Here is a 26,394-nt window from a genome sequence, read left to right on the forward strand (position 1 = left end):
CGCGCGCGTCGAAAAGCTTTGCTGGCACCTCGCACATTGCATCGTGCGGGGTGCCGTTCAACACTTACTTGAACAGCTTCATCGCTTGCGAGAGCGTATTGAACACGCCCCATGCCAGCGGCAGCGTCACATACAACCAGAAGACGGCGAGCTTGACCTTGTTGGTCGGATGAACGGCTTGAACGGTCGACATGCGAGTCTCCTTAGGCGCCTTTGGCGAGTTGTGCGTCAGTCATGTGGTGCTTGTCGTCGACACGCTTGACCAGCAGGTTGCAGACGAAACCGATCACCAGCAGCACCACCATGATGTGGATCGTCATCGTGTAGGCGTCCGCCTTTGCCACGCCGTGCGCCACTTCATACGCACGGATGTAATTCACCAGCACCGGACCGGCGACACCCGCCGCGGCCCAGGCAGTCAGCAGACGGCCGTGAATGCCACCGACGAACGCCGTGCCGAACATGTCCGCGAGATACGCGGGCACTGTTGCGAAGCCGCCGCCGTACATCGACAGGATCACGCAGTAGGCAAGCACGAACAGGGCGATCTGGCCGGAAGCCGCGAAGCCGGGCACGAGGTAGTACAGCACGGCGCCGAGCGCGAAGAAGATGAAGTAGGTGTTCTTGCGGCCGATCCAGTCCGAAGCCGAGGCCCACACGAAACGGCCGCCCATGTTGAACAGCGAGAGCAGGCCGACGAAACCAGCCGCTGCGGCAGCCGTCACGGTGTCCTTGAAGCTCTCCTGAATCATCACCGACGCCTGGCCGAGAATGCCGATGCCGGCCGTCACGTTCAGGAACAGCACCAGCCAGATCAGATAGAACTGCGGCGTCTTCAACGCCTGATCGATGTGCACGTGGTTACGCGAAATCATCTTCTTCTGGCTGGTCGCGGGCGGTGTCCAGCCGGCCGGCTTCCAGTCCGCCGGCGGCACGCGAATCGCGAGTGCGCCGATCGACATCGAGATGAAGTACGCAATGCCGAGCACGACGAAGGTCTCCGCCACGCCGATGCTGGTCGCGCTGCGGAAGTGGTTCATCAACGCCACCGACAAGGGCGCGGCAATCATCGCTCCGCCGCCGAAGCCCATGATCGCCATACCGGTTGCCATGCCGCGACGGTCCGGGAACCAGCGGATCAACGTCGATACCGGCGACACGTAACCGAGGCCGAGTCCGATCCCGCCGATCACGCCGTAGCCGAGATAGAGCAGCGCGATCTGATGCAGATGCACGCCGAGCGCGGAGACGAGGAAGCCGCCGCCGAAGCAGCACGCGGCGGTGAACATCGTGCGGCGCGGGCCGACATGTTCGAGCCACTTGCCGGCAAACGCCGCCGACAAACCCAGGAACACGATTGCCAGCGAAAAGATCCAGCCGAGCGAGGTCAGCGACCAGTCGTCAGCGGCGGATTGCGTGATGCCGATGACTTTCGTCAGCGGACCGTTGAACACGGAGAAGGCGTACGCCTGACCGATACACAGGTGAACGGCGAGCGCTGCGGGCGGAACCATCCAGCGCGAAAATCCCGGTTTCGCAACGGTGGCCTGTTTGGAAAAGAATGGGGCAGAGCCTGAATTCCCGCTCGGCTCGGTGATACTGCTCATGGTCGGTCTCCGGTGTGACGAATGCTTTGTTATCGGCGTTTCATACGCATTGCTTTAGCGTCGCGGCGTAAAAATTGCTGATTCAGGTGGCCTCGATATATGTATTTTTATTTCATATGACGGGCGCTAAATTCAGACAAAACTTGTTCCGTCGAACGATAGGGCGCGAACCTGGCGTTTGCAATATGAGATGCAAATGCATAAGGCATTAGCCTGATGAAATGTGACCGTAATCTGTCGAATTGCGGCAGTGCGGCACGAACACCAGAAATCCAGCATTCATTCAAAAGCCAACGGGCCGGCCGTGGCACCTTTGCCACGCCGGCCCGTCGCAATCCTCATCGGCAGGAATCAGGCGACCGTGCGCCCCGTCTTCATCTTCGCCGCCACCAGTACCGAGATCAGACAGCCGATCGCCAGATACGCCGCCACCGGATGCCAGGAGCCGCCGGCAAAGCTGACCAGCGCCACTGCGATAAACGGCGTGAAGCCGCCGCCGACCACGCTCGCCACCTGATAACCGACGCCCGCGCCGCTATAGCGGTACTCGGTGCCGAACAGTTCGGTGAACATCGGCTGCTGCACGCTCACAACCATGTCGTGGGCGACGTTGGCGAGCATGACGGCGAAGATCACGATCCACACCGTCGAGCGGGCTTCGAGCGCGAGGAAGAACGGCACCGCGCTGAACATGCCGACCAGCGCGCCGATGATGTACACGCGCCGACGGCCGAAACGGTCCGCCAGCCACGCGAAGCACGGAATCGTCACGCAGCTCACCGCGCCGACCAGCAGACCGATCGAGAGGAAGAACTCACGCGGCATGTGCAGATTCGCCGTCGAGTAGTTCAGTGCGAACGCGGTCACGATATACATCGTGAACAACTCGGCAAGGCGCAGCGCGATGATCAGCAGGAAAGCCTTGGGGTGCTTCAGCAAGGCCTCGACGATCGGCAGCCGCACGCTGCGTTCACCCCGTTCGCCGACCTTCTCGACGAACTCCTTCGATTCTTCCATGCTCGAGCGGATCCACAGCGCGATCAGCACCAGCACCACACTGAACAGGAAGGGCAGGCGCCAGCCCCAGCTCAGGAACGACGCGTTGTCCATCGAGCGGCTGATGATCGCGACAAGGCCAGTCGCGAGCACGAGGCCCACGCCATAGCCGACTTGCACGCCGCTGCTGTAGAACGCCTTCTTCTTCTCCGGCGCGCTTTCGACCGCCATCAAGGCCGCGCCACCCCATTCGCCGCCGACCGCGAAGCCCTGGATCGCGCGCAACGTGACGAGCAGCACCGGCGCCCACCAGCCGATGCTGGAGAAAGCCGGCAGCAGACCGATTGCCGCGGTGGAGAGGCCCATCATCATCACCGTGAGGACCAGCATGCGCTTGCGTCCAAGCCGGTCGCCGTAGTGGCCGAACACGAAGCCGCCGAGCGGCCGGAACAGAAAGCCGACGCCGAAGGTCGCGAATGCGGCGAGCGTGCCCATCGCCGGGCTGACCTTGGGGAAGAACTCGGCGTTGAAAACGAGCGCGGCGACGATGCCATACAGCAGAAAGTCGTACCAGTCGACTACGGCGCCGACAAAGCTGCCGAGCGCCGCTTTGCGTGCCTGGCTGCGCGGCGCGCGATTGGCGGTGATGGCCGTTTTCGGCGCTCTCGGGATAGTGGTGCTCATGACGGTGTCTCCTTCGAATTCTCGGGTGCTGTCTGGAAGCGCGCGGCAGATGCAGGGCAGGGACGCTGCGGCTCATCACAGGATTCCCCGAAGGTTAATGATGCGAAGCGGTTCCCACAATCCGCATTCGGGTGAAATTGCGCGATCATCGAACGCGACTGCGCGCATAGCGCGCGTTTTGCGCGTTTACACCGAGCGTTGTGTGTTGAGACAAGCAGAGGAACCGCCCGCGGGTTGCCCGTGCTACCTTGAGCATGCAATCCTAAAAACAACAGTCACTGATATACTACATACGGAATATTGATTTTTGCGGCGCTGCAGCATATGATTGAGTCATCTATTCACTCAATCATTCGGAGTTACAAATGGAATTCGTTCCTCTCTCGCTGCTCGCCGTTGGTTTTGTAGGTTTGGGCTCTGCCGCCACCGTTCTGCTGACCCGCTGGATCCCGCAGCCAGTTGCGCAACTTGCAGCGCAACATGGCCGGTTCGTCGGCCTGGGCGAGCAGGATGGCAGAATGGCCGCAGTGGCGCCCGCAGTGGTGCCGTATCGTGCGCATGTTCAACAAGAGGCGATGAATGTCGTCAGAACTTCAAACTGAAGCAGTGGCCCCACCCCTGACGTTGTCGTTGCAGCCGATCGGCGCGAGCGTGAGCTTGCGCGATCAGGCGTATGCCATGCTGCGCCAGGCCATTGCCGACGCGGATATCTACCGGACTCACGAAGAAATCCGCCTCGACGAGCGCGTGTTGAGCGAATCGCTGGGCGTGAGCCGCACGCCGGTGCGCGAGGCGATGACGCTGCTCGAACAGGAAGGTTTTCTGCGCATGGTGCCGCGGCGCGGCATCTACATCGTGCGCAAGAGTAAGCGTGAGATCGTCGAAATGATCCAGATGTGGGCCGCGCTCGAAAGCATGGCGGCGCGTCTTGCCACGCTGCACGCCACAGACGAGGAAATCGCCCGCCTGCGCCACATGTTCGACAATTTCCGCGACGCCACGCCGGCCGAGCACATCGCCGAGTATTCCGACGCCAACATCGCGTTCCATCAGGCGATCGTCGAGCTGTCGAAGTCGCAGATCATTCTCGACACGATCAAGAACATCTTCATCCACGTGCGGGCGATTCGCCGCATGACCATTTCGCAAAGCGACCGCGCGTCGCGTTCGATCGTTGACCACCTGCGCATTATTGAGGCACTGGAGCAGCGCGATACCGAACTGGCCGAGCGTCTTACACGCCAGCATTCGCTCGATCTGGCGACGTTCGTCGAAGCGAATTGCGATTTTCTGGATTGATGGCGGCTTAGGCGCCTGATTGGCGCAACGAATGGCAAAAGGCCCGCAGTGATCACGTCACAGCGGGCCTTTTGCTTTTCCGCTCCATTTCTTTCCTTCCTGGTCATCGCCTTGCAGTGGGGTTAAGCCCGGCTTGACGGTCTATGAAATATGGTATGTGATATATCAAAGGCGATCGAGACAAGCAGCACACCTCGGTGTTTTCCCTCGAATCGAGCGGGCCGGAGCGGCGTTATCTCGCTGCAACGCAAGCCAGGCAGGCGTTCAGGGCCGAAATCCCGAAGCAGTCGCATTTTGAGATCGCGCTTGATTGAATCTGATATATCACATACCGTATGTACCGAGTCTAACCAGACATCCGCGCGAGCGGACGTTATCGAAGCGGGCGCGTCGGTCGATAACCGTTGCACACAACTGACTGATCAGGACAGGAGACTTGACATGAGCAAAGCACTCGACGGCGTGCGCATTCTCGATTTCACGCATGTGCAATCGGGCCCGACCTGCACGCAGTTGCTCGCGTGGTTCGGCGCGGACGTGATCAAGGTGGAGCGGGCCGGCGCCGGCGACATCACGCGCGAGCAACTACGGGACATTCCCGACGTGGACAGCTTGTACTTCACGATGCTCAATCACAACAAGCGCTCGGTCACGATCGATACCAAGAACCCGGAAGGCAAGCTGGTGCTCGAGGCGCTGATCCAGAAGTGCGACGTGCTGGTGGAGAATTTCGCACCGGGCGCACTGGACCGGATGGGCTTCACGTGGGAGCGGATTCAGGAGTTGAACCCGCGCATGATCGTGGCTTCGGTGAAGGGTTTCGGCCCGGGTCCTTACGAGGACTGCAAGGTCTACGAGAACGTTGCGCAATGCGCGGGCGGCGCGGCCTCGACCACCGGTTTCGACGATGGTCCGCCGGTGGTGAGCGGCGCGCAGATCGGCGACAGCGGCACGGGTTTGCATCTGGCGCTCGGCATTGTCACGGCGCTGTATCAGCGCACGCTAACCGGGCGCGGTCAGAAGGTGCTCGCCGCGATGCAGGACGGCGTGCTCAACCTGTGCCGCGTGAAGCTGCGCGACCAGCAACGGCTCGAACGCACCGGCACGATGAAGGAGTATCCGCAATATCCGAACGGAACGTTCGGTGAAGCGGTGCCGCGCGCGGGGAATGCTTCGGGCGGCGGTCAACCGGGCTGGATCCTGAAGTGCAAGGGCTGGGAGACGGATCCGAATGCGTATATCTACTTCATCACGCAGGCGCCGGTGTGGGCGAAGATCTGCAACGTGATCGGCAAGGAAGAGTGGGCCACCGATCCGAACTACGCGACGCCTGCCGCGCGCTTGCCACATCTGAAGGATATCTTTGCCGAGATCGAGCGGTGGACCATGACCAAGACCAAGTTCGAGGCCATGCAGATCCTCAACAAATACGACATTCCCTGCGGGCCGATTCTCTCGATGAAGGAAATCGCCGAAGAGCCGTCGCTGCGCAAGACCGGCACAATTGTCGAAGTGGATCATCCAACCCGCGGCAAGTATCTGACGGTTGGCAATCCTATCAAACTGTCGGACAGCCCGACCGAAGTCAAGCGCTCGCCGCTGCTGGGCGAGCATACCGACGAGGTGATGACCGAACTCGGCTACTCGCCCGAACAGATCAGCGCATTGCGGACCGCCGGCGCGATTTGAGAACTCAAGGAGCGATGTATGGATACGTGGATGCGTTTCGTGTCGAGCGACGGTGGTGTCGTGTTCGGCAGGGTGGAAGGCGGTTATCTGCATGAGTACGAAAGTCTCGATCAACCGGTGCCGACCGGCGCAGTGTTGTCGACACGTGCGCTCACGCCGCTCGCGCCTTGTGCGCCCGGCAAGATCGTCGCGTTGTGGAATAACTTTCACGCGCTTGCGGCGAAGCTCGACAAGCCTGTGCCGGCGCATCCGCTATTTCTGTTGAAGCCGGCGGGGTCGGTGATCGGTTCGGGTGAACCGATCCGTCGGCCGCTCAGTTACGCGGGCAAGATCGTCTACGAAGGCGAACTCGGCATCGTGATTGGCCGGCGCTGCCGCGACGCGAGTATCGAAGAGGCTGCGGAATCGATCTTCGGCTACACGCTGGTCAACGACGTGACCGCCGCCGATCTGCTGAATGAGAGCCCGCACTTCCCGCAATGGTGCCGCGCGAAGGGCTTCGATACGTTCTGCTGTATCGGACCCTCGATCGTCTCCGGTTTCGACTGGCATGCGGCACGTCTTGTCACGATGCTCGACGGAGTGGAGCGGCAGAACTATCCGCTTGCGGATATGGTGTTTTCGCCTGCCGAGCAGGTGAGTCTGATTTCACAGGACTTGACGCTCGAACCGGGTGATGTGATTGCGTGCGGCACGTCGGTCGGCGTTGGCTCGATCAAGGACGGCGCGACCGTGACGGTCTCAATCGAAGGGATCGGCACATTGAGCAATACCTTGACCGCTGTGTGTGAGATAGCGCTATGACGCGACGGCCGCGGCTCGTTGCGTTGCTTGGCAGTGGCATGGGGCTCGCCGTCATGGTGGGCGGGTTTGCGTGCTACCTGTCGGCAGCGGCTCAGGCGAATGTCGAGCGTATCGAGCTCTGCGCCGCGGTCTTCATCGGTGCGCTGGTCTTCGCCACCTCCACCATCGCATTCTGCAAACTGCGTGGCGTGCTGGACCTGAGTAAAGTCGCGCGTCCGGGGCATGGCATCGTCAACGTCTCGGCGCTTCTACTGTGTGGCTGGCTGGGCTACGGCTTCGTCACCGAGCAGGCGCAGCCGTACGGGCTCGCCGCGCTGCTTGCGATGAGCGTGCTGGCCGTTGCGCTCGGTACGCATCTGATGACAAGCCGCGAGTACTCGACGAACGATCGCGATTCACACTGCCATGCGTTTGCCGGACGTTGCGATGGATTTGCGCTGGAGCGGCGCGGGTTGTTGGCGCGCATCGAATGGCATGGCGGCGAAGAGCAGGTGTGGGCGCTACGCGAGATAACGCCCGGCATGGTGCGCGCGGCAGCATACCGGCACCGCCGCGGCTGGCATGACACAGGGACGGTGAGCGTACAAAAACGCGGGTCTGTCCGCCAACGCGCCACCCACCGCGCAATGTACCGTCAAAGATGAACACACCGATGCGCCGGGCGGCGAGCAGAGCGAGCGGCGGAATCGTCCCGTCGAAGCCCTTATTCGCCGGCCGCCGCGAATTCGCTGTAGTACCAGGCTTTCTTGCTCAGGATCATCTGGGCAAGAAACTCGGCGTCGTACGCGCTGTGAAGATGCGCGTGAAACCGCTCGATGTAGGCGGTGATGCGCGCCGCTTCGCTGTTGAATTCCTTCAGCACGTCGAGTGTGGCCTGGTCCCAGCGGAACCGCAGGCCAAGGTCGCTGAAGGCCGCGTTGAACGCGCTCAGATGGGCGTCGTCGGGATTGTTCGCGGTGGCGCGTGTAGTACGTGTGCTGGCGTGAGACTCAACCGCAGCGTGGTTCATGATCGGCCTCCAGGGCTGACAAGTAAGGAAACTCACTTGCAGCATAGGGATACTGATCAATCCGCAATAGTTAAAGTTTCATTGGCTTTCCATAGCCTACTGTTTATAGACGCTCAATTCCTTCACGCGCGTGATCTTCTCGATGAGACCCGCGCCTTCCTCCATCAGGAAGCGTTTGAAGGCGACTGCAACCGGCGGCAGGCGCTTGTTCTTCCGATGTACGACGTACCAGTTGAGCATGACGGGAAAGCTTTCGACGTCGAGCACGACCAGATGGCCGAGCTGCAACTCGAGACTGATCGTATGCGCGGACAGGAACGCGATGCCCATGCCGGCGATCACGGCCTGTTTGATCGTCTCGGTGCTCTTGATCTCCATCGCGATCTTGAGATTGGAGAGACGGCCGGCGAAGCCTTCTTCCATCGAATTCCAGGTGTCCGAGCCGCGTTCGCGCACGATGAAGGCCTCGCTCGCCAACTGACTCATCTTGATGTTGCGTTTGTGCGCGAGCGGATGCGTGGGCGCCGCCACGATCACATAAGGGTGCGGCGCGAACGGTTCGTTGGTCGCGTCGGTTTCGTGCGGCGGCCGCACCATCACCGCGAGATCGGTCTGGTTGGTCGCGAGTTGATGCAACAGTTCTGCGCGATTGTGCACGGCGAGATTGAGCACGACGCCCGCGTAACGCTGCGTGAATTCGGCCAGCAGGCGCGGGAAAAAGTAGTCGCCGGCGCTGATCACCGCGACGTTCAGCTTGCCGCCGGAGACGCCCTTGAGCTGACTCATCGCCTCGTCGACTTCGTGGAACTGCTGAATGATCGCGCGGCTGTAGTGAAGCATCTCGGTGCCGGCCGGCGTCAGATAGATTTTTTTGCCGAGCTGCTCGAACAGCGGCAGCCCTGCGTGTTCCTCGAGTTGCCGGACCTGGGTGGAGACGGCGGGCTGCGTCAGATGCAATTCTTCCGCGGCACGCGAGAAGCTGAGGTGGCGCGCTACCGTTTCAAAGACCTTCAATTGCCGCAGAGTGGCATTGCGCATCGTCATGGCCGATGTATAAGCAAATATGAATCGACATAATAACAAACTTTAATTATTAGTTATTCAGCAATGACCCTAGCATGGGGCTGCATAAGAAGCAGAATTGGCGGTGCAGCACTCGGCGCAGTACTCGGGTTAACGCTTGGATTCGAGGCGTAGCAAGGAAGACGGCGAAACGTCGATGCAGTGCCGATACTTAATTGATCGGAATAAAGAAATCGTCTGAAAAATGATGATTCAGGCAGGAGCGGGCCTTAAATAATTCGAATTAAAGACGCATATATTAAATATTCCCGAATGGCAAGGCTGTTCGGGTCATAAGCATAAGGTGAGACGCATACAGTGCGGCGTGACGGCCGGCCGCACTCAATAAATAGCGGAGACAAGGCTCATGGACGATATCACTCGACAGACCACGACTCGCGCATTCTGGGCGAACCGCTGGTGGCAGCTCGTCATCGGCATGATGTGCATGGCATTGGTGGCCAATCTGCAATATGCATGGACGTTGTTCGTCACGCCGATGAATTCGCGGCATCACTGGGGTGAAGCTTCCATTCAGCTCGCGTTCGCTATTTTCATCCTCACGGAAACGTGGCTCGTGCCGGTGGAGGGCTGGCTGGTCGACAAGTTCGGACCGCGCCCCGTGGTTGCCGGCGGTGCGGTATGCGCCGGCCTCGCGTGGGTCATCAATTCGTATGCGACGACCTTGCCGATGCTGTATGTGTCGGCGGTCATTGCCGGGATCGGCGCAGGCGGCGTGTACGGTACCTGTGTCGGCAACGCGTTGAAGTGGTTTCCGGATCGCCGGGGTCTTGCGGCCGGTTTGACTGCTGCAGGTTTTGGCGCGGGCGCGGCCGTCACCGTCATTCCGATCGCCAACATGATCACGCGCTCGGGCTACGAGCACACCTTCTTTTTCTTCGGCATTCTGCAGGGCGTCAGCATACTTTTGCTCGCGCTGCTGTTGAAGAAGCCAAACTTGCGCCAGCAAGCCGCACCGAAGAAGAAGTTCGCGGTCACCAAGGTCGATTACACGCCGGGCCAGATGATCAAGACACCGGTGTTCTGGGTGATCTACGTGTCGTTTGTCGCGGTGGCGGCGGGCGGCCTGATGGCGACCGCGCAAATCGGCCCGATCGCCAAAGACTGGGGGCTCGCACGCATTCCGATGACGATCTTCGGCATGACCCTGCCACTGCTCACGGCCACGCTTTCCATCGACAATATCTGCAACGGCTTCACCCGTCCGCTGTGCGGTTTCATCTCCGACAAACTCGGCCGTGAGAACACGATGTTCGTGATCTTCATCGGCGAGGGCCTCGCATTGCTCGGCCTCATGCAGTACGGCACCAACCCGTATGCGTTCATGACGTTCGCCGCGTTGATCTTCATGTTCTGGGGCGAAATTTTCTCGATCTTCCCGGCGATTTGCGCCGATACCTTCGGCAGCAAGTATGCGGCGGCCAATGCGGGCACGTTGTACACCGCGAAGGGCACGGCCTCGCTGCTCGTGCCGATTGCTTCGGTACTGTCGGCCACAGGCGGCTGGAGTCTCGTGTTTATCGTTTCCGCCGTCGTCACGATTGTCGCGGGCATCTCGGCGAAGTTCATTCTTGCGCCAATGCGTTCGCGCTGGATCGAGGCGCACAACGAGCCCCAGGGTGTGCCGGCCGTCGCCGGCAGCAAGGCCTCGCGGCTTAGCCACTGGCCTGAGCAATCGGGGGAATAGGGTGACCCATCCACACCCGGCAGTAACGTTATGAATGTTTCGCTGCAGCAACTCAAGGTGTTTGTCGCCGTCGCGCGGGAACGGAGCTTTACGCGCGCGGCGCGCGAGTTCGATCTGACGCAGTCGGCGGTGAGCCGTTGCGTGCGCGAACTTGAAGACGCCGTTGAATTGAAGCTGTTCGACCGCACCACGCGGCAGGTAGAACTGACTCATGCGGGCGCGAGTCTCGAGCGCAGAATCGGCCGCCTGCTCGACGAAATCGAATTGACGCTGCGCGAGGAGCGTGCCGCTTACGACGGACACACTGGCGTGGTCGTGCTGGCGAGCAATCCCGTGTTGTCGTCGAGTTGGGTGGCGCAGGGGCTGGCGCGTTGCGCGTCAGCGTTTCCCGAGCTGAACGTGTCCGTCAAGGATCAATCGCAAAGCAGCGTGCTCGCGAGCGTCGAGCAGGGGGAAGTGGACTTCGGCGTGGTCTCCGTGGCGGAACCCCTGGCCGGCGATCAGTTGCACGCGCAAGTGGTGTTCACGACGCCGCTGCATGTGGTGATGCCATCCGCGCATCCGCTCGCGCGGCAAGCCAGCGTCGCGTGGCATGCATTACACGAGTGGGCGCTCGTCACGTTGAATGCCGACGCGGGTGTGCGCGCCGCGCTCGATCTTGCCTTCAATTCGCACGGCCTGAAGCGACGGCCCGTGCAGGAACTCGGCCATGTTGCGGCAGTGTCGCGCATGGTCGAATTGGGCCTTGGCGTCGGCGTTTTACCCGTCGATGGACACTGGCCCGCGCCCGGCGCGTCACTGGTGAGCAGGCCGCTCGCTCCCGAGATAAATCTGACGACGCTGCTCGTGCATCGCCGCAATCGCTCCCTCAGACCCAACGCTGCAGCGGCCTGGGCGCAGTTTGCCGCGCTCGCCGGTGTGGCTTCGCCTGCCTCCGGCGCGGCGCCGGCCGATCCGCTGCCGGTCAGCCCACGCAACATCCCAAGCAAGGAGCTTCATGATGGAAACTGAAACCGACCTCAGGCGCCATGATTTGCTGATCGACGGCAAGCGTTTGCCGCCTGGCACCGGCGAATATTCCGTCGACATCAACCCGGCGACCGAAGAGCCGATTGCGCTGGTTGCACAAGGCAGTGCAGCCGATGTCGATACCGCAGTGCACGCGGCGCGCGCCGCATTGAAAGTGTGGAACGCGATACGGGCAGCCGAGCGTGGCCGCATACTGATGCGTCTGGCCGGCCTGATGCGCGCGAATCTGGACGAACTCGCGGCGCTCGAAAGCCTCGACGCCGGCAAGCCGATCTCGGCGGTAATGCGCCAGGATATTCCGGCGGCGATCGATACGCTCGAATACTACGCAGGCTGGTGCGACAAGATCAATGGGCAGGTGGTGCCGGTGCGTCCCGATGCCTTGACGTACACGCTGCGCGAGCCGGTCGGCGTGGTCGCCGCGATCGTGCCGTGGAATTTCCCGCTGATGATCGGCATGTGGAAAATCGCGCCCGCACTGGCGTGCGGTTGCACGCTGATCGTCAAGCCCGCGGAGATTACGCCGCTGACCGCGTTGCGCCTCGGCGAACTCGCGCTCGAAGCGGGTGTGCCTCCGGGAGTACTGAACATCGTCACCGGCAAGGGGCGGGTGGTAGGCGATGCGCTGGTGGCGCATCCCGGCATCGACAAGGTGACCTTCACGGGCTCGCCTTCCGTGGGGCGCGGCATTCTGCAGGGCGCGGCCGGCAACTTCAAACGGGTCACGCTCGAACTCGGCGGCAAGTCGGCGAACCTGATCTTCCCGGATGCGAATCTCGACAATGCGGTGCGAGCCGCGGCGTCGGGGATTTTCTTCAACACCGGCCAGGTATGTTCGGCAGGCTCGCGCATTCTGGCTCACCGTGACGTCTACGACGAAGTGGTCGAGCGTCTCGCGGCACGTGCGAAGGCGATCAAGGTCGGCGATCCGGCGGCGCGTGAAACGTCGATGGGGCCGCTTATCTCCGCGGCGCAGATGAAAACCGTGCTCGGCTATGTCGAGACAGGGCGCTCCGAGGGGGCATCGCTCGTGACCGGCGGCGTGCGGGTGGGCGAGCGCGGCTTCTTTGTCGAGCCGACGGTGTTTGCCAACGTCGAACATGAAATGCGCATTTCGCAGGAGGAGATCTTCGGGCCGGTGGCCAGCGTGATTCGCTTCAATGACGAAGCCGATGCGATCCGTATCGCCAACGGCACGTTGTATAGCCTCGCAGCCGGCGTATGGAGCGCGGATATCGGTCGCGTGCATCGGGTCGCGCGTGACCTGAAGGCGGGTACCGTGTGGATCAACACCTACGGCTATACCGATGTGCGCTTGCCTTGGGGCGGCTCCGGCGATTCGGGCTTTGGCCGTGAGCACGGCGACGTGGCGATTGAAAACTTCACCGAGCCCAAGGCAGTGTGGCTCGCGATCGATCAATAGCGATGTAAAAAAGGATCGAACGCGTGGCGTTCGATCCTTTTCTGAAGCTTGTGAGAGGGGTTAGCTGCAGCGTGCGTTGGCGCTCAATCTCAATCGCCCTGCAATGCCATCCGTTCGCGCAGCTTGATGAGGGCAAGCACGACGTCGATAGTCGGCGTGGGCTCGGCAACGAGACGGCCCATTTCCTGCACCACCGTCAGCAGCGGATCGATCTCCATCGGACGGCGATTCTCCAGATCGACCAGCGTCGAGGTCTTATGCGCGCCGACCGCACCCGCACCGTCGATGCGCTTTTCCACATCCACGCGAAAATGCACGCCGAACTGATCCGCAATGCGCTTGGCTTCCAGCATCATCGTGCGTGATACCGCACGCGTGCCGGGGTCGCTGGTGAGGATGTCGAGCGTGGCGTGGGTCAATGCGCTGATCGGATTGAAGCAAAGGTTGCCCCACAGCTTGAGCCAGATTTCGTCGCGGATATTGTCGCGAATCGGCGCATCGAAACCCGCCGCCTGCATGATTTCATGCAATTGCTGAATGCGCGGCGTGCGTTCGCCGCTCGGCTCGCCGATCGGGAATTTCTTGCCGTACACATGCTTGATGACGCCCGGCTCGACGATCTCCGCAGCGGGGTACAGCACACAGCCAATCGCGCGTTCTGGTCCGAGTTTGGTCCATTGGCTGCCGTCCGGGTCGATGCTGGCGAGCCGCGTGCCGGCGAATTTTCCGCCGTGCTGATAGAAGTACCAGTAGGGAATGCCGTTGACGCCGGTAACGATGGCCGTGTGCTTGCCGAGGAGCGGCTGCATCGCGTCGACTACGCCGGGCAGCGAGTGCGCCTTCAGCGTGATGATCACGAAGTCTTGCACGCCGAGTTCGCGCGGGTCGGACGTGCAGCGTACCGGCGTGCTGATCGTCTCGCCGTCCATGATCAGGCGCGCGCCGTGTTCGCGCATTGCAGCAAGATGCGCGCCGCGCGCGACGAAACTCACATCCGCGCCGGCACGCGCCAGTTGCACGCCCATCAAACCGCCAATCGCTCCTGCTCCGAAGATACAGATCTTCATGATGCCGCCCCTATGACTATGAGAAGTCGCTTGTCCGATGCCGCGCATGGTTCTGCCGAGGCGGCGGGTCATTCTTCGAGCATAAGGGTGCAGGACGATTACTGACAGTTAAAGTTTCTGCGATCGTGCATTAGCTATTGTTTATGGTTGCAGGAACAGGCCGACTGCCACTCGGGTTTCAACGGAGCTAGAAGGCGTCGTACAGCCGAGGTGTTGCTGGACAGATAATTCGGAAAGCTGAATATCAAGCTTTGAGTTCAAGCGCTTTATGTCCGCCGAACCAGCAGAAAGCTCACGCCGATAGCCGCCAGAAACGTCCCGCAGCAGCGATTGAACCACCGGCGAACCTTGGCGCGAACGAGCCACTTGCCAAGGTGCATCCCGGCCCACGAATACAGCGCGATCGCCACCCATTCGAGGACCAGAAAGCTCGCGCCGAGTACCGCGAACTGCGGCAGCATCGGTTTGGCGATATCGACGAACTGCGGCAAAAAGGCGGTGAAAACCAGAATTGCCTTCGGATTGCCCGCGGCCACGAGACACTCCTGCCGCGCAATCCGCCAGAGCGACGCGTCGTCCTGCTGGATCGTATCGATAGCGGGCGCGTCGCTGCGCCACAACTGAATGGCAAGCCAGATCAGATACGCGGCGCCGGCCAGTTTAATCGCGAGAAAGAACCACTCGGATGCGTGCAGCACGACGGCAAGGCCGGTCGCAGCCAACACCAGCATCAACGCGAACGCGACCAGCCGGCCGGTGCCGCCGACGAAAGCTGTCATGAAGCCGTGACGCGCAGCAACGTTGATCGATAGAAGATTGTTCGGGCCGGGCGCGAGGTTGATCGCGAAGCAGGCGGGCAGGAAGAACAGCCAGGTGGTGATAGACATGACGGCTCGCACGGGGAAGGGGGCAGGGTTGCCGAATCGGGCACGCGAGGCGGCAGGCGCCAGCGGCGCTTCGATTCTGCGCGATTTTCGCGTTTCCCTCGATATTTCCCGATTGTAGCGAATCGGCGGATGGCGCCGATTCAGTCCGTCCGCTTAATTCACCGAATTAACGAAGCCTGGGTCGCTGATCAACGCTTCGACGCTCAGCTTGACCGTGTCTTCGATGGCGATGGTATTGCTCGTGAATTTAGGCGATTTCTGCCGGACCGTCTTGGTGGTTGAGAACACAACCTTCTGGGTCGCGGCATCGGTCACGATGTAGCGCATTTTCAGCGTCCAGAACGCCGGCGACCGCGCGTCGTCCACCGTGAACTTCTCGATGCTGCCGCTCAGCACCTTCCTGTCTTCGGTGAGATGAAAGCCCGCGACCTGCAAGCTGCTGGCAATGCTGTTGCGCACGGCCTCGTTGATATCGCTTTTTAGCACGATGCCGGTCATCGCCGTGTTTTCGATCCGGTTCGGCGAAACCTGGCCGTTGCGAGCCGGCATGTAGGCGAAATCGCTGGCGGGCGCGACGCTGAGCCAGCCGGTTGGATGGGCGGCTGCGCGCGGTGCGCAATTCAGGCCGAACCACGACCAGGAGCAGGCGGACAGCATCAACGGCAGTGCGACGACGCCGCAACCCTTGAGCACAGCGGATCTCAGGGCCGGACGCATGGGACCGAGTGATGGCCGCAGAGACTGACTCTGTTGCGGCGACTCGGGCGCTGTGCTGGAAAAAGCGGCGGTCGAGGTCAGAGGAATTGCCTTTTAAGTGGAGTCATTCCGGTACAGAGCAGCATGGTAGCAGCGAGCCGATCCCGTGCATCTTCTTAGTTGGGTCCTTAGTTGGGTCATTACCTGGATCAGGGTCGGGAATTCTCGAGCGATTGAAGCAGCCCCGCTCGGAGGGCAACGTGATCAAAAAAACCCAGCTTTCCCCTGGGTCATATCCACCAGAGCTAGCCGGGCATCATCTACCGCATTGACGGGCAGGCGGACAGTCATCTTCACCAGCATCCCGTAAGCACTGTCCACAAGTCCATAACCCTCAGCCTCGATCCATCTGCGCACCTTCGCTTCATCGGCATAGCCTACTTCGACGATCAGCGTTACCTGGGCAATCCTCTCCACCCGCGGCGCGTCCAATAGAACCGAGGCAATCGCGTCGGTATACGCTCGCACCAACCCGCCGGCGCCCAGCTTCACGCCGCCGTAATACCGCACGACGGCCGCCAGCACGCCGTCCAGATCATGATGCCGCAGCACTTCGAGAATCGGCCGGCCCGCGGTGCCGGACGGCTCACCGTCGTCGGACATGCCTGACTGGCCACCTGCCAGCAGCGCCCAGCAGACATGCGTCGCGCCGGGATGCTCCTCGCGCAGACGCCGCAACTCGGCCATCGCGGCGTCGCGGTCGGCGACCGGTATCGCGTGCGCGATGAAACGGCTCTTGCGAATCTCGAGTTCCGCGGAGAGCGGCGCGGGCAAGGTGTAGGTGGGCAAGGCAAAGACTTCAGTGGATGAAAAAATGCGCGCCGCATGTGGAGCGTATGCGGCCCTGTGCCCGCAATGGTAACGGATCGTCGGCGGGGAATCGCCGAACGATCTACAATCGTCCGCTGAACGCGCGCCTGTCCGCTGAACCGGGCGCGCCACCCAGGAGACGACATGCTTGATCTTTCTACGCTAGGAACCTTCGTTGCCGTTGTCCTCGGGCTCTTTCTGATTCCCGGTCCGGCCGTGCTGCTGGTTTTGACCCGCACGGTGCATGGTGGGCGCAAGGCCGGCATACTCACCGGCCTCGGCATCGCCGTTGGCGATTTCATCCACACGTTAGCTGCATCGATTGGCCTGTCGGCCTTGCTGATGACGTCGGCACTCGCCTTCAATGCCGTGAAATTCGTCGGCGCCGCCTATCTCGTCTATCTTGGCATTCGCGCCTTGCGCGAAAAGCAGGCGAGCGCGCATGTGCCGGCAGTTGCGCCGGTATCCGCTTCCAAGGCCTTCTTTCAGGCGATCCCTGCCGAAGTGTTGAATCCCAAGACCGCGCTGTTTTTCCTCGCGTTCCTGCCGCAGTTCGTTCGCCCTGAGCATGGTTCTTCGTTCCTGCAGTTCACGACGCTCGGACTGATCTTCGTCGGCATGAGCGCGCTTTATACAACGCTGATCGTGCTGACGATTCGTCCGTTGGGCAAACTCGTCAAGCGCCTGACATGGCTTGGCCGCTGGCAAAACAAGATCATCGGCGTGCTGTTCATTTCGCTCGGCCTGCGCGTCGCCACGCAAACGCGCTGACCCAGCGGCATTGAGCCGGCTGCGCACCGTCTTCTCGTTCGAGTGCGCGGAAACACGCTGCGACACTCGAACTAGATATTCCGACGCTGCCGCCTCAGGCGACCTTCGCGCGCGTATTCCATCTGGCCCTCGGTGCGCACGGCGAGCTTTTCCTGTTCGGCGCGGCTCATCTGCCGCGTATCGTCGATATCACCCACACGCAGCACTTCCTGCGCGATCCGTATGCGTAACGTCATTAATGGTTCGCCGCGTTCGACCAGCGTGCGGTCGGCGGCGCGCGCCTGCTGGACGCCGCTGTCGATCAGGTTGCGCAACTCCAGCAGCGTGAGCCGCTGCCGTTGAATCTCGAGGATGAGGCGCTGGATGGCCTGCTCGTCGCGCGTGCGCCACCAGGCGCGCAGTTCGGCGAGCGTGGGAGGGTCGAAGGGAGGGAGGCGCATTGTTCAGACGAAAAGTACTGTATATATGTACAGTATATCCCGTCTTTTTACAGAACCGCGTAGCGCACGTTGACCTGCTCGCAGCCCCTACAGCAGGGGCGTTACAACGCTCGCTCAGGTGAGCGCGAGCATGATGGAGCTGGAGATCACGATGATGAAAAGACAGGCAGCGGTCAGTACGTCGTACGGATAGTTCATGTCGAAACCATGACGTGTCGGGCGAATCAACGCATCATAGGCATAAACGTTCGCCGTGACTGTCAAGCATTGCAAAGGCCCGGCTACCCTCGGCCGCCCGTGATCTGAACGGAAACCGAACGACGCGAGCGAACCCCTTCCGCCTAGCGTCCACGTCCCTTCGCTGTGGTTTTGCCCGTTGCCGGCACAGGTAACGCGCCCGCATTGCCACATATCAACGCCACCCCTGCAACCGCCGTCGCCCGCAGCGACGCGCGCGAATCGCCTGCGCGGGCGCGTAACGCGAGGCTGTGCAAAATCGCCGATGCGATCTTTGCGAGAAGGGGCGGTTGCGCATCGGCGGCCAGTTCGCCTGCGGCCTGCGCCAGCTTTAAGCGTTTCTCGAAGGCCTTGTCGTAGGTGCGCAATCCCTCGGCTAGCGCTGCGCGGACTTCGGCGTCATCCACCGCTTCGACCGCGGCGGTACCGATCATGAAGCAGCCGAGCGGATCGCCGTCGGCGGGCAGGTACCACGCGAGCGCGCCGTCATAAACGCGCAGCAGGGCCTGCGGCAATGGCAGGTCTTCGCCGAGTGCATGAACCATCGCGAGCCGGCCGGCCTCGATATAACGTTCGAGCGTGGTCAGATACAACGCATGTTTGTCGCCGAATGCACCGTACAGACTCGGGCGGTTCATACCGGTCGCGGTGCTCAGTTGATCCAGCGAGGTGCCCGCATAGCCGCTGCGCCAGAACACGTCTCTTGCATCGGCGAGCGCCTGGTCGGAATCATAGGCACGCGGACGGCCGCGCGGGCGGACCTCTTTTTTTGTACTGGTCTGCATAAAAATATGGCGGAAGTGATTTATATGCAATATAGTACAAAAACACCAACGACAGGGGATTCCCCATGGATCTGTACTTCTCGCCGCTCGCTTGTTCACTGGCCACCCGAATCGCGTTGTACGAGGCGGGGGCGCAGGCTGGGTTCATTCAGGTCGACACGAAGTCGAAACAGTTGTCGGACGGCTCGGACTTCTATCCGATCAGTCCGCTCGGGCAGGTGCCGGTGCTGCGTACGGACGAAGGCTGGCTGTTGACCGAAAACACGGCGATCCTGCCGTATGTGGCCGATCATTTTCCGGCCGCACGGCTCGCGCCTGCCGCGGGCACGGCACAGCGCGCGCGCTTGCAGCAATGGCTGGGTTTTATCAGTACGGAGTTGCACAAGGCGGTGTTCGTGCCGCTGCTCGATGCGCGCGCGCCCGAAGACGTGAAGCGCTATGCGCGCGACAAGGCCGCGTTGCGGCTAGGCGTTCTGCAGGATCATCTGGCGCAAAGCGAGTATCTGCTCGACGCGTTCAGCGTGGGCGACGCGTATCTGGTCACCGTGCTGAACTGGGCGTCGCATGGCGGCATCGATCTGTCGCAATGGCCGGCGGTGGCGGCTTACTACAAGCGGTTGATGCAGCGGCCGAGTGTCGCAAAGGCCGCAGGGGAGGAATTCGCCCTGTTTGAGGAAGAAATGGCGAAGAGCGCGAAAAACTGAGGGCAGGTTGCCGGCAACGGGATTAATCGTCGCCGTGCTGGCAGAAGCGGCGCCCCGGAATGTGCGACACAACCGCCTGTGCGATTTCGAGTGGCGTGCTTTCCGCCGGCACCACGCGGCGGCTCGATTCGGGGGTGTGCTTCATGGTCCATTCGACGAGTCTGTACGAGCGTCCCCAAGGGGGCTGCAAGGGATCCGAGACCTTGCACGAGTGGATCTGGCGCACCCATTCGTTGCCGGGCATCGCGCGCAAATGCTCGAATACCGTGTCTTCCACCATCGTTTGACTCCTTCTTCGCAGGCATGCTGTCCATCTATCGGCGCGTCGGCGACATCCCTTGAGAAAAAAAGCGCCGCCGATGTTCTGGCGGCTCAACAGGGGATGTTGGATGCCATAGTTACAGGTAAGAATTAAGCCAAACTTAAGATCACGCTCAAAATTCCCGCGCTTGATTCCTCTGCCTGATCGCCCCGTTAAAGCGCTGATTTGCGTACCTGGCGATCCAACCCTCAAGACCTCGCGGAATTGGCCGTTATTACAGCGGTTGGGGCCGCCGACCCCGCTTCGCCTCCGGGCCCGCATCAATAACGTGACGAATCTCGCTCAAACGCCGCTTTCAGACCGACTGCGCTCGCTCGTCGATACCGTGCAGCACAACGAGCGCACGCTGCGCCGCTTCCAGAACGTCGAGTTGAGGTTGATCGGCGCGCAGGATTTCGCGTCGTTTCTCGACACGCTGTTCAGCCATCTGCCGAAGGAGTTCTCGTTGGCGAGCGTGACATTGTGGCTCGACGACCGCGCGCCGATGCTGCTCGAACTGCTCGATCCGGGCGCTCTGGATGCGCTCGACCAGACCAATCTGAGAACGTCACGCGAAGGAGGGCTTGCGGCCCAAGGTTTGTGCGACGAGGGACGGCCATGGCTGGGCAAGCTTGGCCAACTGGATGAAACGGTGCGCCGCGCATTCTTCGGCGACGCCGACACGCCGGCGAGCGCGATCTTGCTGCCGCTTGCCGCAGGCGACACCGTCAGCGGCTATCTATGCCTGTGCAGCGACGACCCGGCGCGTTTCGCTGAAGGCATGGCTACGGATATTCTGGAGCGCTTTGCGAGCATCGTCACGGCGAGTCTCGACAATGTCGCGCATCGTGAGCGGCTCAAGCAACTCGGTATGACCGATTCGCTGACCGGCCTCGCCAATCGCCGCTACTTCGATGAACGGCTGCGCGAGGAAATCATGCGTGCGGTCCGGTATGGCGTGCCGGTCGCGTGTCTTTTCATCGATATCGACAGCTTCAAGCGGATCAACGACACCTACGGCCATCAGACCGGCGACCGCGCGCTGGCGGCAGTGGCGGCGTGCGTGCGGCAGCAGGTGCGCTTGGGCGACACCGTGGCGCGCTACGGCGGCGAAGAGTTCACTGCGCTGCTGCAAGGCGATCGGGCCGATGCGCTGACGGTCGCCGAGCGCGTGCGGCTGGCTGTCGAAAGGCTGGATTTGCAGGACGACCATGGCGAGCGCATCGCGTTGACCGTGTCGATCGGCGTGGCGGCGCGCACGATTACGGGTGCGCCTGCCGACGCGCCCGCGCTCGGCCACGCGATGATGGAAGAAGCCGATCGGGCGATGTACCAGGCCAAACGCAATGGTCGTAACCGCATCGAGGCCTTGGCGAAAGCGGGCAGCGATAACGCGCCACGCTAACCGTCGCTGCTGGAACGGCGCGGCGCGATTCACGGCGTAGCGGATCCTCACGCATCCGGCGGCACCCCCAGCAATTGCAGCGCTCCACCCGTTACCGCGCCGAACACCGGCCCGGCCACCGTCCCACCATAAAACGCCTTGCCGGCCGGGTCGTCGATCATCACGGCGACGATCAGCCGCGGGTCGCTCATCGGCGCCATGCCGACAAACAGCGCGCGGTAACGGTTTTTCGCGTAAGTCGCGCCGACCTGCTTGCGCGCCGTGCCGGTTTTGCCGCCGATCCGGTAGCCTTCCACCGCCGCAGCGCGCCCTGTGCCGCCGGCGCCGGTGGCCATTTCAAGCATCGAACGGATTGCGCGCGCGGTGGCGGGCGTTGTGACTGCATGGCCCTTATCCATGGCCTGCACCGCGCTACTCGCGCTCGCAGTCCCGTCCGCGTTTTTGTCTGTCCGCAACAGACTCACGTGATGCATGGTGCCGTCGCCGGCATAGGCGGTATAGACCTGCGCGATCTGCAGTAGCGAAGTGGACAGGCCGTAGCCATACGCCATGGTCGCCTGTTCGATCGGACGCCAGCGTTTGTACGGACGCACCTTGCCCGACGCGACGCCCGGAAAGGTCAGCTCGGGCCTCAACCCAAGCCCGTATTCCTGATACTTGTTCCAGATCTTTTCAGCGGGCAGATTCAGGGCGAGCTTGGCGAGCGCGATATTGCTCGACTTCTGCACGGCTTCGGCGACGGTCATCGCGCCGTGATTCGACGTGTCGTGAATCACTGCCGGGCCGATCTTGTACCACCCCGGTGCGGTATCGATGATGCTTTGCGGCCGCACCTTGCCCTCGTCGATCGACAGCGCGACGACGACCGGCTTGATCGTCGAGCCCGGCTCGAAGGTGTCGACGACCGCGCGATTGCGCAGTTGCCGCCCGGTGAGCCGCGCGCGGTCGTTCGGATCGAAGCTCGGATAGTTGGCGAGCGCGAGAATCTCGCCGTTGCGCGCATCGAGCACGACCACGCTGCCGGCCTCGGCGTGATGTTTGGCGATGGCGTCCTTCAGTTGCGCGTAAGCGAGTTGCTGGATGCGCCGATCGATCGTCAGGTGGATGGTGTCGCCGTTCTGCGCGGGCACGAGCGGCCGGGTCTCGGACACCACCCGGCCCAGGCGGTCGCGAATCACTTCGCGCTGGCCCGGCACGCCGAGCAGTTGCTCGTTGGCGGCGAGCTCGACGCCTTCCTGGCCGTTGTCCTCGATATCCGTGAAGCCGACCACGTGCGCCGCCGATTCGCCTTCGGGATAAAAGCGCTTTGAATCCGCGATCTGCGTGATGCCGGCGAGACCCAGTTTGTTGAGATGATCGGCGGTGTCGGCATCCACCTGGCGCTTGAGCAGCACGAAGGTTTTGTCGCCGTTCAGACGCCGGCGCAGTTCCGCCAGCGGCAGGTCGAGCAGCTTCGAAAGCGGCGCGAACGAGGCTTCGTCGAGCAGCTTGGGCGAGGCCCAGATCTCGTAGGTCGCGAGGCTGACGGCGAGCATCGAGCCGTTACGGTCGACGATTCGCCCACGCGTTGCGTCGAGTTCGAGCGTGCGCTGATAGCGCTTTTGCCCCTGATCGACGTAGAAGTCCTGATTGACCACCTGCACCCAGAACGCGCGCGCCGCCAGCGACGCGAACGCGCCGAACACCAGCAGGACGACAAGTTTCGAACGCCACATGGGCAGGCGCGCGGCCAGCAACTGGTTCTTCGCGACGGGCGCGTACGGATCGTGCGACTGCGATTTCTTCTTTTGGATCATGGGTGCGGATAACGAACAGCAGTGCGAAGGCGAGAAACCGGCGACGCCGGTGGCCCGTTGCGCGTGACTGTCGAGCGTGCTCCTCGAGCGAAAGCCACACGCGCGTGGCGTGCAGCGGGATTAGCCTGCGCCGCCGGAATCGGCGGCGGTGAATACCTTGAATTGCCAACGAAACCGCACGGCCAGCATGCGCACTGCGAAACCGACTGCCAGCACCACGATGGAAGCCTGCGCCGGCGCCACGTCGCAGGCTTGTAGTGCGACGTACAGCGCGCCTGCGCCGAGCGCGATGCTGGCGTACAACTCCTCACGCAACACGAGCGGCATCTGGTTGCACAGCAGGTCGCGCAGCATGCCGCCGCACACGCCGGTAATCGCGCCGGCCAGCACGACGATCGCCGGGCTCACGTCCAGCGTCGCGGCGACGTCGCAACCGATAACCGTGAACGCGATCAGGCCGATCGCGTCGACCGTGACGAACAGCCGTTGCCAGTTGCGCAGCCATTTGGCGCTGGCCGCGGCAACCGACGCTGCCCCGATTGTAATCAGAACGTAATCTGGATGCGAGATCCATGCAAGGGGATAGTGACCGAGCAGCACGTCGCGCACCGTGCCGCCGCCGAGCGCGGTGACGGTGCCGACGAGGCACAGGCCGAAGCGGTCCATACCGCGGCGCATGCCCATCAATGCGCCGGACATGGCTTCGGCGACGATCGCAACGAGGTAGAGGAGGTGGAGCAACATGACGGCGAGCCTTGGTGGGATGGCGCCGCGAGAGGGGAGGCCCACATGGGAGCTTGCCGCGAGGCGCGCGTTGAGAAAGCGGCCATTATCGGAAGCGGCGGATCATGATGAAAATGCCTTAAGCCGAATTCGGCGATGCCAAATTCGGCTTAACCTGGTTGCGGGATCGGGCGGGGTAAGCGTTCGTTGAACGGGGCGCCGTCGCAGACACGGGCATAGCCGTAGCCGCAAGACGTAGCCGGCGCATGCACAGGCGCAAACGCAGGCGGCCACAAAAAAGCCGCGTGGACTTGAAAATCCGCGCGGCTGGCTCGTTCGATTAATGCGTCGACTCCGACGCGGCGTGTTAAAGAGGCGCTCTCTGCCTGTTGAGCGCCTTCTTTTTGTGCGCCTCTTTTCTGCTCGTGTCCCGCTGCCTGAAAAGAGCCGGCGGCCTCAGGCCGGCAAAGCGAAGCTCGAGATTGCCTCGCGCAACACACCCACCTGATCCTTCAGCGAATGGGCTGCGGCGGCGGCTTCTTCGACCAGCGCGGCATTTTGCTGCGTAACCTGATCCATTTCGCCGACTGCGCGATTGACCTGTTCGATGCCCGCGCTCTGTTCGCGCGACGCGTTGCTGATTTCCTCGAGGATTTCGTTCACGCGGCGCACCGACTGCACGATCTCGCCCATGGTCGAACCGGCGTTAGCGACCAGCGACGCACCCGCTTCGACGGTATGGGTGGACGTTTCGATCAACGCCTTGATTTCCTTCGCGGCCGTGGCCGAGCGCTGCGCGAGGCTGCGCACTTCCGCGGCGACCACAGCGAAACCGCGACCCTGTTCGCCCGCGCGAGCCGCTTCAACCGCGGCGTTAAGCGCGAGGATGTTGGTCTGGAACGCGATGCCGTCGATCACGCCGATGATGTCGCCGATCTGCCGCGAGCTGCTGGTGATTTCGCCCATCGTGCGGACCACGTCGTCGACGACGCGGCTGCCGCGCGTGGCCACATCCGCCGCCTGACCGGCGAGTTGTGCCGCTTGCAGGGCGCTGTCCGCGTTCTGCTTCACGTTGACCGTCATCTGATCCATGCTCGACGCCGTTTCGACGAGCGCCGCAGCCTGTTCCTCGGTGCGTTGCGACAGATCCGTGTTGCCGGCGGCGATTTCGGTTGCGCCGATATTGATGTTGTCGGTACCGAGACGCACGCGCGAAACTGTATCGACGAGACCGGCCTGCATGGTGTGGAGCGCGTGCAACAGACTGCCGCCGGTGTCGTTCGCTTGCAGCGGCACGCGCGTGGCGAGGTTGCCGCTCGCCATCAGTTGAGCCGCTTCGACCGCGACTTCGAGGTCGCCGCCGAGCGTGCGGCGGATGCTTCGCAACACCAGCAGCATGACGGTTGTGGCGATCGCGCCGAGCGTCAGGGTGATGACGAGCCAGCGCAGCAGGTTGGCGTAGAACGCGCGCTGCACGTCGTCCATGTACATGCCGGTGACGAGATACCAGTCCCACGGCTCGAAGTGGCGCGAGAAGCTGGTTTTCGCCACGGGTTTGTCGCTGCCGGGTTTGGCCCAGAGATAGTCGACATAGCCGCCGCCCTCGTGATTGCCTGCGGTGACGATATCCGTGAACAGATGATTACCGGCCGGATCGGTGAATTGCGCCATGTTCTTGCCGACCAGTTCCGGCTTGATCGGGTGCATCAGCATGACCGATTGCGAGTTGTTGACGGAGATATAGCCGTCCTTGCCGTAGCGCATGGCGGCGATCGTTTCGAGCGCCTGCTTTTTGGCTTCGTCTTCGGTGATCGTGTGCTGCTGGGCGAGGGTGTAGTAGCGATTGACGATGTGATTGGCCTGGTCGATCAGCGCGACGAGTTGATCGCGGCGATCCGAGATCATCGACGCGCGGTTTTGCCATGCGCCGAAGCCGCCGATCAGGATCAGGCCGGTCCAGAGGACCGCGATCATTGAGGCTAGTTTTTTGTTCAGAGTCATAGCAATGGGCTTTTTGCTTTCGCTTTTGCTTTCGCTTTCGCGAGGTGGTCGGTCAGGGTAGGCACTTCGCTTTTCGCTCTTTGCTTTTTCGCTTGCAGCGAGTGGCTTGTTGCTGACTGTGTTTACGGCTTGTTTTGCTTTGCTCCGCAGGGGAGGGGAAACCCGTTGTTTTTTGTCTGACTAATTGGGGGTGGTGTTTGGTTGCCTACGGCGTTGGCCTTTTGATTGGTTTTTTGCCTGCGCGGCGCTTGCTGTCTGTGTTCTTGGGGCGTTGGCCTTTCCTTGAATTGTTAGTGGTCTATTAGCGTTGCCCCTGTGCGGGGCGGCACCTACTTCTCTTTGCCGGCTGCAAAGAGAAGTAGGCAAGAGAAAGCAGCTCAAACCGCTACTGCTAAGTGGGC

27 protein-coding genes are annotated in these 26,394 nt (G+C 61.8%); 11 read left to right on the top strand and 16 right to left on the bottom strand.

Annotation, left to right across the window (positions count from 1 at the left end; translation table 11 throughout):
* Nucleotides 1-64 precede the first annotated feature (64 nt).
* The 3 genes from FSO04_RS25080 to shiA all read right to left on the bottom strand — a co-directional run bounded on the left by FSO04_RS25080 (nt 65) and on the right by shiA (nt 3,287).
* Nucleotides 65-193, bottom strand: coding sequence for an MFS transporter small subunit (locus FSO04_RS25080; protein ID WP_093633004.1), 129 nt, complete (start codon nt 191-193; stop codon nt 65-67).
* A 10-nt stretch (nt 194-203) separates the two neighbouring features.
* A complete protein-coding gene (locus FSO04_RS25085) occupies nt 204-1,607 on the bottom strand; it encodes an L-lactate MFS transporter (protein ID WP_154563556.1) in 1,404 nt (467 codons plus the stop codon).
* Nucleotides 1,608-1,958: 351 nt separating this feature from the next.
* Nucleotides 1,959-3,287: a shikimate transporter gene (gene shiA / locus FSO04_RS25090; RefSeq protein ID WP_154563558.1), complete on the bottom strand. Its 1,329-nt coding sequence runs from the start codon at nt 3,285-3,287 to the stop codon at nt 1,959-1,961.
* Nucleotides 3,288-3,652: 365 nt separating this feature from the next.
* Between shiA and FSO04_RS25095 the strand changes: the two genes are divergently transcribed.
* From FSO04_RS25095 to FSO04_RS25115, 5 genes are all read left to right on the top strand, one after another.
* Nucleotides 3,653-3,889 (top strand): hypothetical protein, encoded by a 237-nt coding sequence (locus tag FSO04_RS25095; protein ID WP_154563560.1) that lies wholly within the window; start codon nt 3,653-3,655, stop codon nt 3,887-3,889.
* The gene (locus tag FSO04_RS25100) at nt 3,867-4,586 is read left to right on the top strand and encodes a GntR family transcriptional regulator (protein WP_154563562.1); all 720 of its coding nucleotides are present in this window, start codon (nt 3,867-3,869) and stop codon (nt 4,584-4,586) included. Before FSO04_RS25095 ends, FSO04_RS25100 begins: the two co-directional genes overlap by 23 nt.
* A gap of 441 nt (nt 4,587-5,027) precedes the next feature.
* The gene (gene frc / locus FSO04_RS25105) at nt 5,028-6,275 is read left to right on the top strand and encodes a formyl-CoA transferase (RefSeq protein ID WP_154563565.1); all 1,248 of its coding nucleotides are present in this window, start codon (nt 5,028-5,030) and stop codon (nt 6,273-6,275) included.
* Nucleotides 6,276-6,293: 18 nt separating this feature from the next.
* Nucleotides 6,294-7,079, top strand: a complete 786-nt coding sequence (locus tag FSO04_RS25110) for a fumarylacetoacetate hydrolase family protein (protein WP_154563567.1) — start codon at nt 6,294-6,296, stop codon at nt 7,077-7,079.
* Nucleotides 7,076-7,723, top strand: a complete 648-nt coding sequence (locus FSO04_RS25115; RefSeq protein ID WP_154563569.1) for an NAD(P)(+) transhydrogenase (Re/Si-specific) subunit beta — start codon at nt 7,076-7,078, stop codon at nt 7,721-7,723. The genes FSO04_RS25110 and FSO04_RS25115 overlap by 4 nt, the downstream gene beginning before the upstream one ends.
* A gap of 59 nt (nt 7,724-7,782) precedes the next feature.
* On the opposite strand, the gene FSO04_RS25120 is transcribed toward FSO04_RS25115, so the two are convergent.
* Together FSO04_RS25120 and FSO04_RS25125 are read right to left on the bottom strand one after the other, a co-directional pair.
* Complete coding sequence (locus FSO04_RS25120) at nt 7,783-8,088, bottom strand: HAD family hydrolase (RefSeq protein WP_154563571.1); 306 nt, start codon at nt 8,086-8,088, stop codon at nt 7,783-7,785.
* A 96-nt stretch (nt 8,089-8,184) separates the two neighbouring features.
* Nucleotides 8,185-9,132, bottom strand: a complete 948-nt coding sequence (locus FSO04_RS25125) for a LysR family transcriptional regulator (protein WP_154563573.1) — start codon at nt 9,130-9,132, stop codon at nt 8,185-8,187.
* A gap of 385 nt (nt 9,133-9,517) precedes the next feature.
* Between FSO04_RS25125 and oxlT the strand changes: the two genes are divergently transcribed.
* Genes oxlT through FSO04_RS25140 form a run of 3 tightly spaced genes read left to right on the top strand, consistent with a single transcriptional unit; the run spans nt 9,518 to nt 13,310 of the window.
* Complete coding sequence (gene oxlT / locus FSO04_RS25130) at nt 9,518-10,858, top strand: oxalate/formate MFS antiporter (RefSeq protein ID WP_154563575.1); 1,341 nt, start codon at nt 9,518-9,520, stop codon at nt 10,856-10,858.
* A gap of 30 nt (nt 10,859-10,888) precedes the next feature.
* On the top strand, nt 10,889-11,869 hold the full coding sequence (locus FSO04_RS25135; RefSeq protein WP_154563577.1) for a LysR family transcriptional regulator: 981 nt from the start codon (nt 10,889-10,891) through the stop codon (nt 11,867-11,869).
* Entirely contained in the window at nt 11,859-13,310 is a 1,452-nt protein-coding gene (locus FSO04_RS25140; protein ID WP_154563579.1) for an aldehyde dehydrogenase family protein, read from the top strand. Before FSO04_RS25135 ends, FSO04_RS25140 begins: the two co-directional genes overlap by 11 nt.
* Before the next feature lie 89 nt (nt 13,311-13,399).
* On the opposite strand, the gene FSO04_RS25145 is transcribed toward FSO04_RS25140, so the two are convergent.
* From FSO04_RS25145 to FSO04_RS25160, 4 genes are all read right to left on the bottom strand, one after another.
* Nucleotides 13,400-14,377 (bottom strand): 2-dehydropantoate 2-reductase, encoded by a 978-nt coding sequence (locus FSO04_RS25145; RefSeq protein ID WP_154563581.1) that lies wholly within the window; start codon nt 14,375-14,377, stop codon nt 13,400-13,402.
* A 266-nt stretch (nt 14,378-14,643) separates the two neighbouring features.
* The gene (locus FSO04_RS25150) at nt 14,644-15,264 is read right to left on the bottom strand and encodes a LysE family translocator (protein WP_154563583.1); all 621 of its coding nucleotides are present in this window, start codon (nt 15,262-15,264) and stop codon (nt 14,644-14,646) included.
* A gap of 153 nt (nt 15,265-15,417) precedes the next feature.
* On the bottom strand, nt 15,418-15,957 hold the full coding sequence (locus FSO04_RS25155; protein ID WP_168435827.1) for a hypothetical protein: 540 nt from the start codon (nt 15,955-15,957) through the stop codon (nt 15,418-15,420).
* A gap of 267 nt (nt 15,958-16,224) precedes the next feature.
* A complete protein-coding gene (locus FSO04_RS25160) occupies nt 16,225-16,809 on the bottom strand; it encodes an IMPACT family protein (protein WP_154563587.1) in 585 nt (194 codons plus the stop codon).
* Nucleotides 16,810-16,974: 165 nt separating this feature from the next.
* Between FSO04_RS25160 and FSO04_RS25165 the strand changes: the two genes are divergently transcribed.
* Entirely contained in the window at nt 16,975-17,601 is a 627-nt protein-coding gene (locus FSO04_RS25165; protein WP_154563589.1) for a LysE family translocator, read from the top strand.
* Nucleotides 17,602-17,672: 71 nt separating this feature from the next.
* Here FSO04_RS25165 and FSO04_RS25170 read toward each other — a convergent pair whose 3' ends face one another.
* From FSO04_RS25170 to FSO04_RS25180, 3 genes are all read right to left on the bottom strand, one after another.
* Nucleotides 17,673-18,041, bottom strand: a complete 369-nt coding sequence (locus FSO04_RS25170) for a hypothetical protein (protein WP_154563591.1) — start codon at nt 18,039-18,041, stop codon at nt 17,673-17,675.
* 114 nt (nt 18,042-18,155) lie between these two features.
* A complete protein-coding gene (locus FSO04_RS25175; RefSeq protein ID WP_154563593.1) occupies nt 18,156-18,314 on the bottom strand; it encodes a hypothetical protein in 159 nt (52 codons plus the stop codon).
* A 68-nt stretch (nt 18,315-18,382) separates the two neighbouring features.
* Complete coding sequence (locus FSO04_RS25180) at nt 18,383-19,063, bottom strand: TetR/AcrR family transcriptional regulator (RefSeq protein ID WP_154563595.1); 681 nt, start codon at nt 19,061-19,063, stop codon at nt 18,383-18,385.
* Between the two features lie 65 nt (nt 19,064-19,128).
* On the opposite strand from FSO04_RS25180, the gene FSO04_RS25185 reads away from it, so the two are divergent.
* Entirely contained in the window at nt 19,129-19,767 is a 639-nt protein-coding gene (locus tag FSO04_RS25185; protein ID WP_154563597.1) for a glutathione binding-like protein, read from the top strand.
* 22 nt (nt 19,768-19,789) lie between these two features.
* Here FSO04_RS25185 and FSO04_RS25190 read toward each other — a convergent pair whose 3' ends face one another.
* Nucleotides 19,790-20,047, bottom strand: coding sequence for a DUF2866 domain-containing protein (locus FSO04_RS25190; RefSeq protein ID WP_093632986.1), 258 nt, complete (start codon nt 20,045-20,047; stop codon nt 19,790-19,792).
* A 310-nt stretch (nt 20,048-20,357) separates the two neighbouring features.
* Here FSO04_RS25190 and FSO04_RS25195 point away from each other — a divergent pair, with 310 nt between their 5' ends.
* Entirely contained in the window at nt 20,358-21,473 is a 1,116-nt protein-coding gene (locus FSO04_RS25195; protein WP_168435828.1) for a GGDEF domain-containing protein, read from the top strand.
* Nucleotides 21,474-21,520: 47 nt separating this feature from the next.
* Here FSO04_RS25195 and FSO04_RS25200 read toward each other — a convergent pair whose 3' ends face one another.
* The 3 genes from FSO04_RS25200 to FSO04_RS25210 all read right to left on the bottom strand — a co-directional run bounded on the left by FSO04_RS25200 (nt 21,521) and on the right by FSO04_RS25210 (nt 25,993).
* Nucleotides 21,521-23,269: a peptidoglycan D,D-transpeptidase FtsI family protein gene (locus FSO04_RS25200; RefSeq protein ID WP_154563599.1), complete on the bottom strand. Its 1,749-nt coding sequence runs from the start codon at nt 23,267-23,269 to the stop codon at nt 21,521-21,523.
* A gap of 120 nt (nt 23,270-23,389) precedes the next feature.
* The gene (locus FSO04_RS25205) at nt 23,390-24,013 is read right to left on the bottom strand and encodes a trimeric intracellular cation channel family protein (protein ID WP_154563600.1); all 624 of its coding nucleotides are present in this window, start codon (nt 24,011-24,013) and stop codon (nt 23,390-23,392) included.
* A gap of 435 nt (nt 24,014-24,448) precedes the next feature.
* Nucleotides 24,449-25,993: a methyl-accepting chemotaxis protein gene (locus FSO04_RS25210; RefSeq protein ID WP_154563601.1), complete on the bottom strand. Its 1,545-nt coding sequence runs from the start codon at nt 25,991-25,993 to the stop codon at nt 24,449-24,451.
* Nucleotides 25,994-26,394: the final 401 nt, after the last annotated feature.

Source organism: Paraburkholderia madseniana (assembly GCF_009690905.1).
In the GTDB taxonomy this organism is placed as follows: Bacteria; Pseudomonadota; Gammaproteobacteria; order Burkholderiales; family Burkholderiaceae; genus Paraburkholderia; species Paraburkholderia madseniana.

Coding starts and splice junctions, on each gene's coding strand:
- FSO04_RS25205 (WP_154563600.1), bottom strand. CDS start 24,013: ATGTTGCTCCACCTCCTCTACCTCGTTGCGATCGTCGCCGAAGCCATG.
- FSO04_RS25190 (WP_093632986.1), bottom strand. CDS start 20,047: ATGGTGGAAGACACGGTATTCGAGCATTTGCGCGCGATGCCCGGCAAC.
- FSO04_RS25095 (WP_154563560.1), top strand. CDS start 3,653: ATGGAATTCGTTCCTCTCTCGCTGCTCGCCGTTGGTTTTGTAGGTTTG.
- FSO04_RS25150 (WP_154563583.1), bottom strand. CDS start 15,264: ATGTCTATCACCACCTGGCTGTTCTTCCTGCCCGCCTGCTTCGCGATC.
- FSO04_RS25180 (WP_154563595.1), bottom strand. CDS start 19,063: ATGCAGACCAGTACAAAAAAAGAGGTCCGCCCGCGCGGCCGTCCGCGT.
- FSO04_RS25145 (WP_154563581.1), bottom strand. CDS start 14,377: ATGAAGATCTGTATCTTCGGAGCAGGAGCGATTGGCGGTTTGATGGGC.
- FSO04_RS25165 (WP_154563589.1), top strand. CDS start 16,975: ATGCTTGATCTTTCTACGCTAGGAACCTTCGTTGCCGTTGTCCTCGGG.
- frc (WP_154563565.1), top strand. CDS start 5,028: ATGAGCAAAGCACTCGACGGCGTGCGCATTCTCGATTTCACGCATGTG.
- FSO04_RS25125 (WP_154563573.1), bottom strand. CDS start 9,132: ATGACGATGCGCAATGCCACTCTGCGGCAATTGAAGGTCTTTGAAACG.
- FSO04_RS25185 (WP_154563597.1), top strand. CDS start 19,129: ATGGATCTGTACTTCTCGCCGCTCGCTTGTTCACTGGCCACCCGAATC.
- FSO04_RS25135 (WP_154563577.1), top strand. CDS start 10,889: ATGAATGTTTCGCTGCAGCAACTCAAGGTGTTTGTCGCCGTCGCGCGG.
- FSO04_RS25140 (WP_154563579.1), top strand. CDS start 11,859: ATGGAAACTGAAACCGACCTCAGGCGCCATGATTTGCTGATCGACGGC.
- oxlT (WP_154563575.1), top strand. CDS start 9,518: ATGGACGATATCACTCGACAGACCACGACTCGCGCATTCTGGGCGAAC.
- FSO04_RS25100 (WP_154563562.1), top strand. CDS start 3,867: ATGTCGTCAGAACTTCAAACTGAAGCAGTGGCCCCACCCCTGACGTTG.
- FSO04_RS25080 (WP_093633004.1), bottom strand. CDS start 193: ATGTCGACCGTTCAAGCCGTTCATCCGACCAACAAGGTCAAGCTCGCC.
- FSO04_RS25210 (WP_154563601.1), bottom strand. CDS start 25,993: ATGACTCTGAACAAAAAACTAGCCTCAATGATCGCGGTCCTCTGGACC.
- FSO04_RS25115 (WP_154563569.1), top strand. CDS start 7,076: ATGACGCGACGGCCGCGGCTCGTTGCGTTGCTTGGCAGTGGCATGGGG.
- shiA (WP_154563558.1), bottom strand. CDS start 3,287: ATGAGCACCACTATCCCGAGAGCGCCGAAAACGGCCATCACCGCCAAT.
- FSO04_RS25120 (WP_154563571.1), bottom strand. CDS start 8,088: ATGAACCACGCTGCGGTTGAGTCTCACGCCAGCACACGTACTACACGC.
- FSO04_RS25110 (WP_154563567.1), top strand. CDS start 6,294: ATGGATACGTGGATGCGTTTCGTGTCGAGCGACGGTGGTGTCGTGTTC.
- FSO04_RS25085 (WP_154563556.1), bottom strand. CDS start 1,607: ATGAGCAGTATCACCGAGCCGAGCGGGAATTCAGGCTCTGCCCCATTC.
- FSO04_RS25200 (WP_154563599.1), bottom strand. CDS start 23,269: ATGATCCAAAAGAAGAAATCGCAGTCGCACGATCCGTACGCGCCCGTC.
- FSO04_RS25170 (WP_154563591.1), bottom strand. CDS start 18,041: ATGCGCCTCCCTCCCTTCGACCCTCCCACGCTCGCCGAACTGCGCGCC.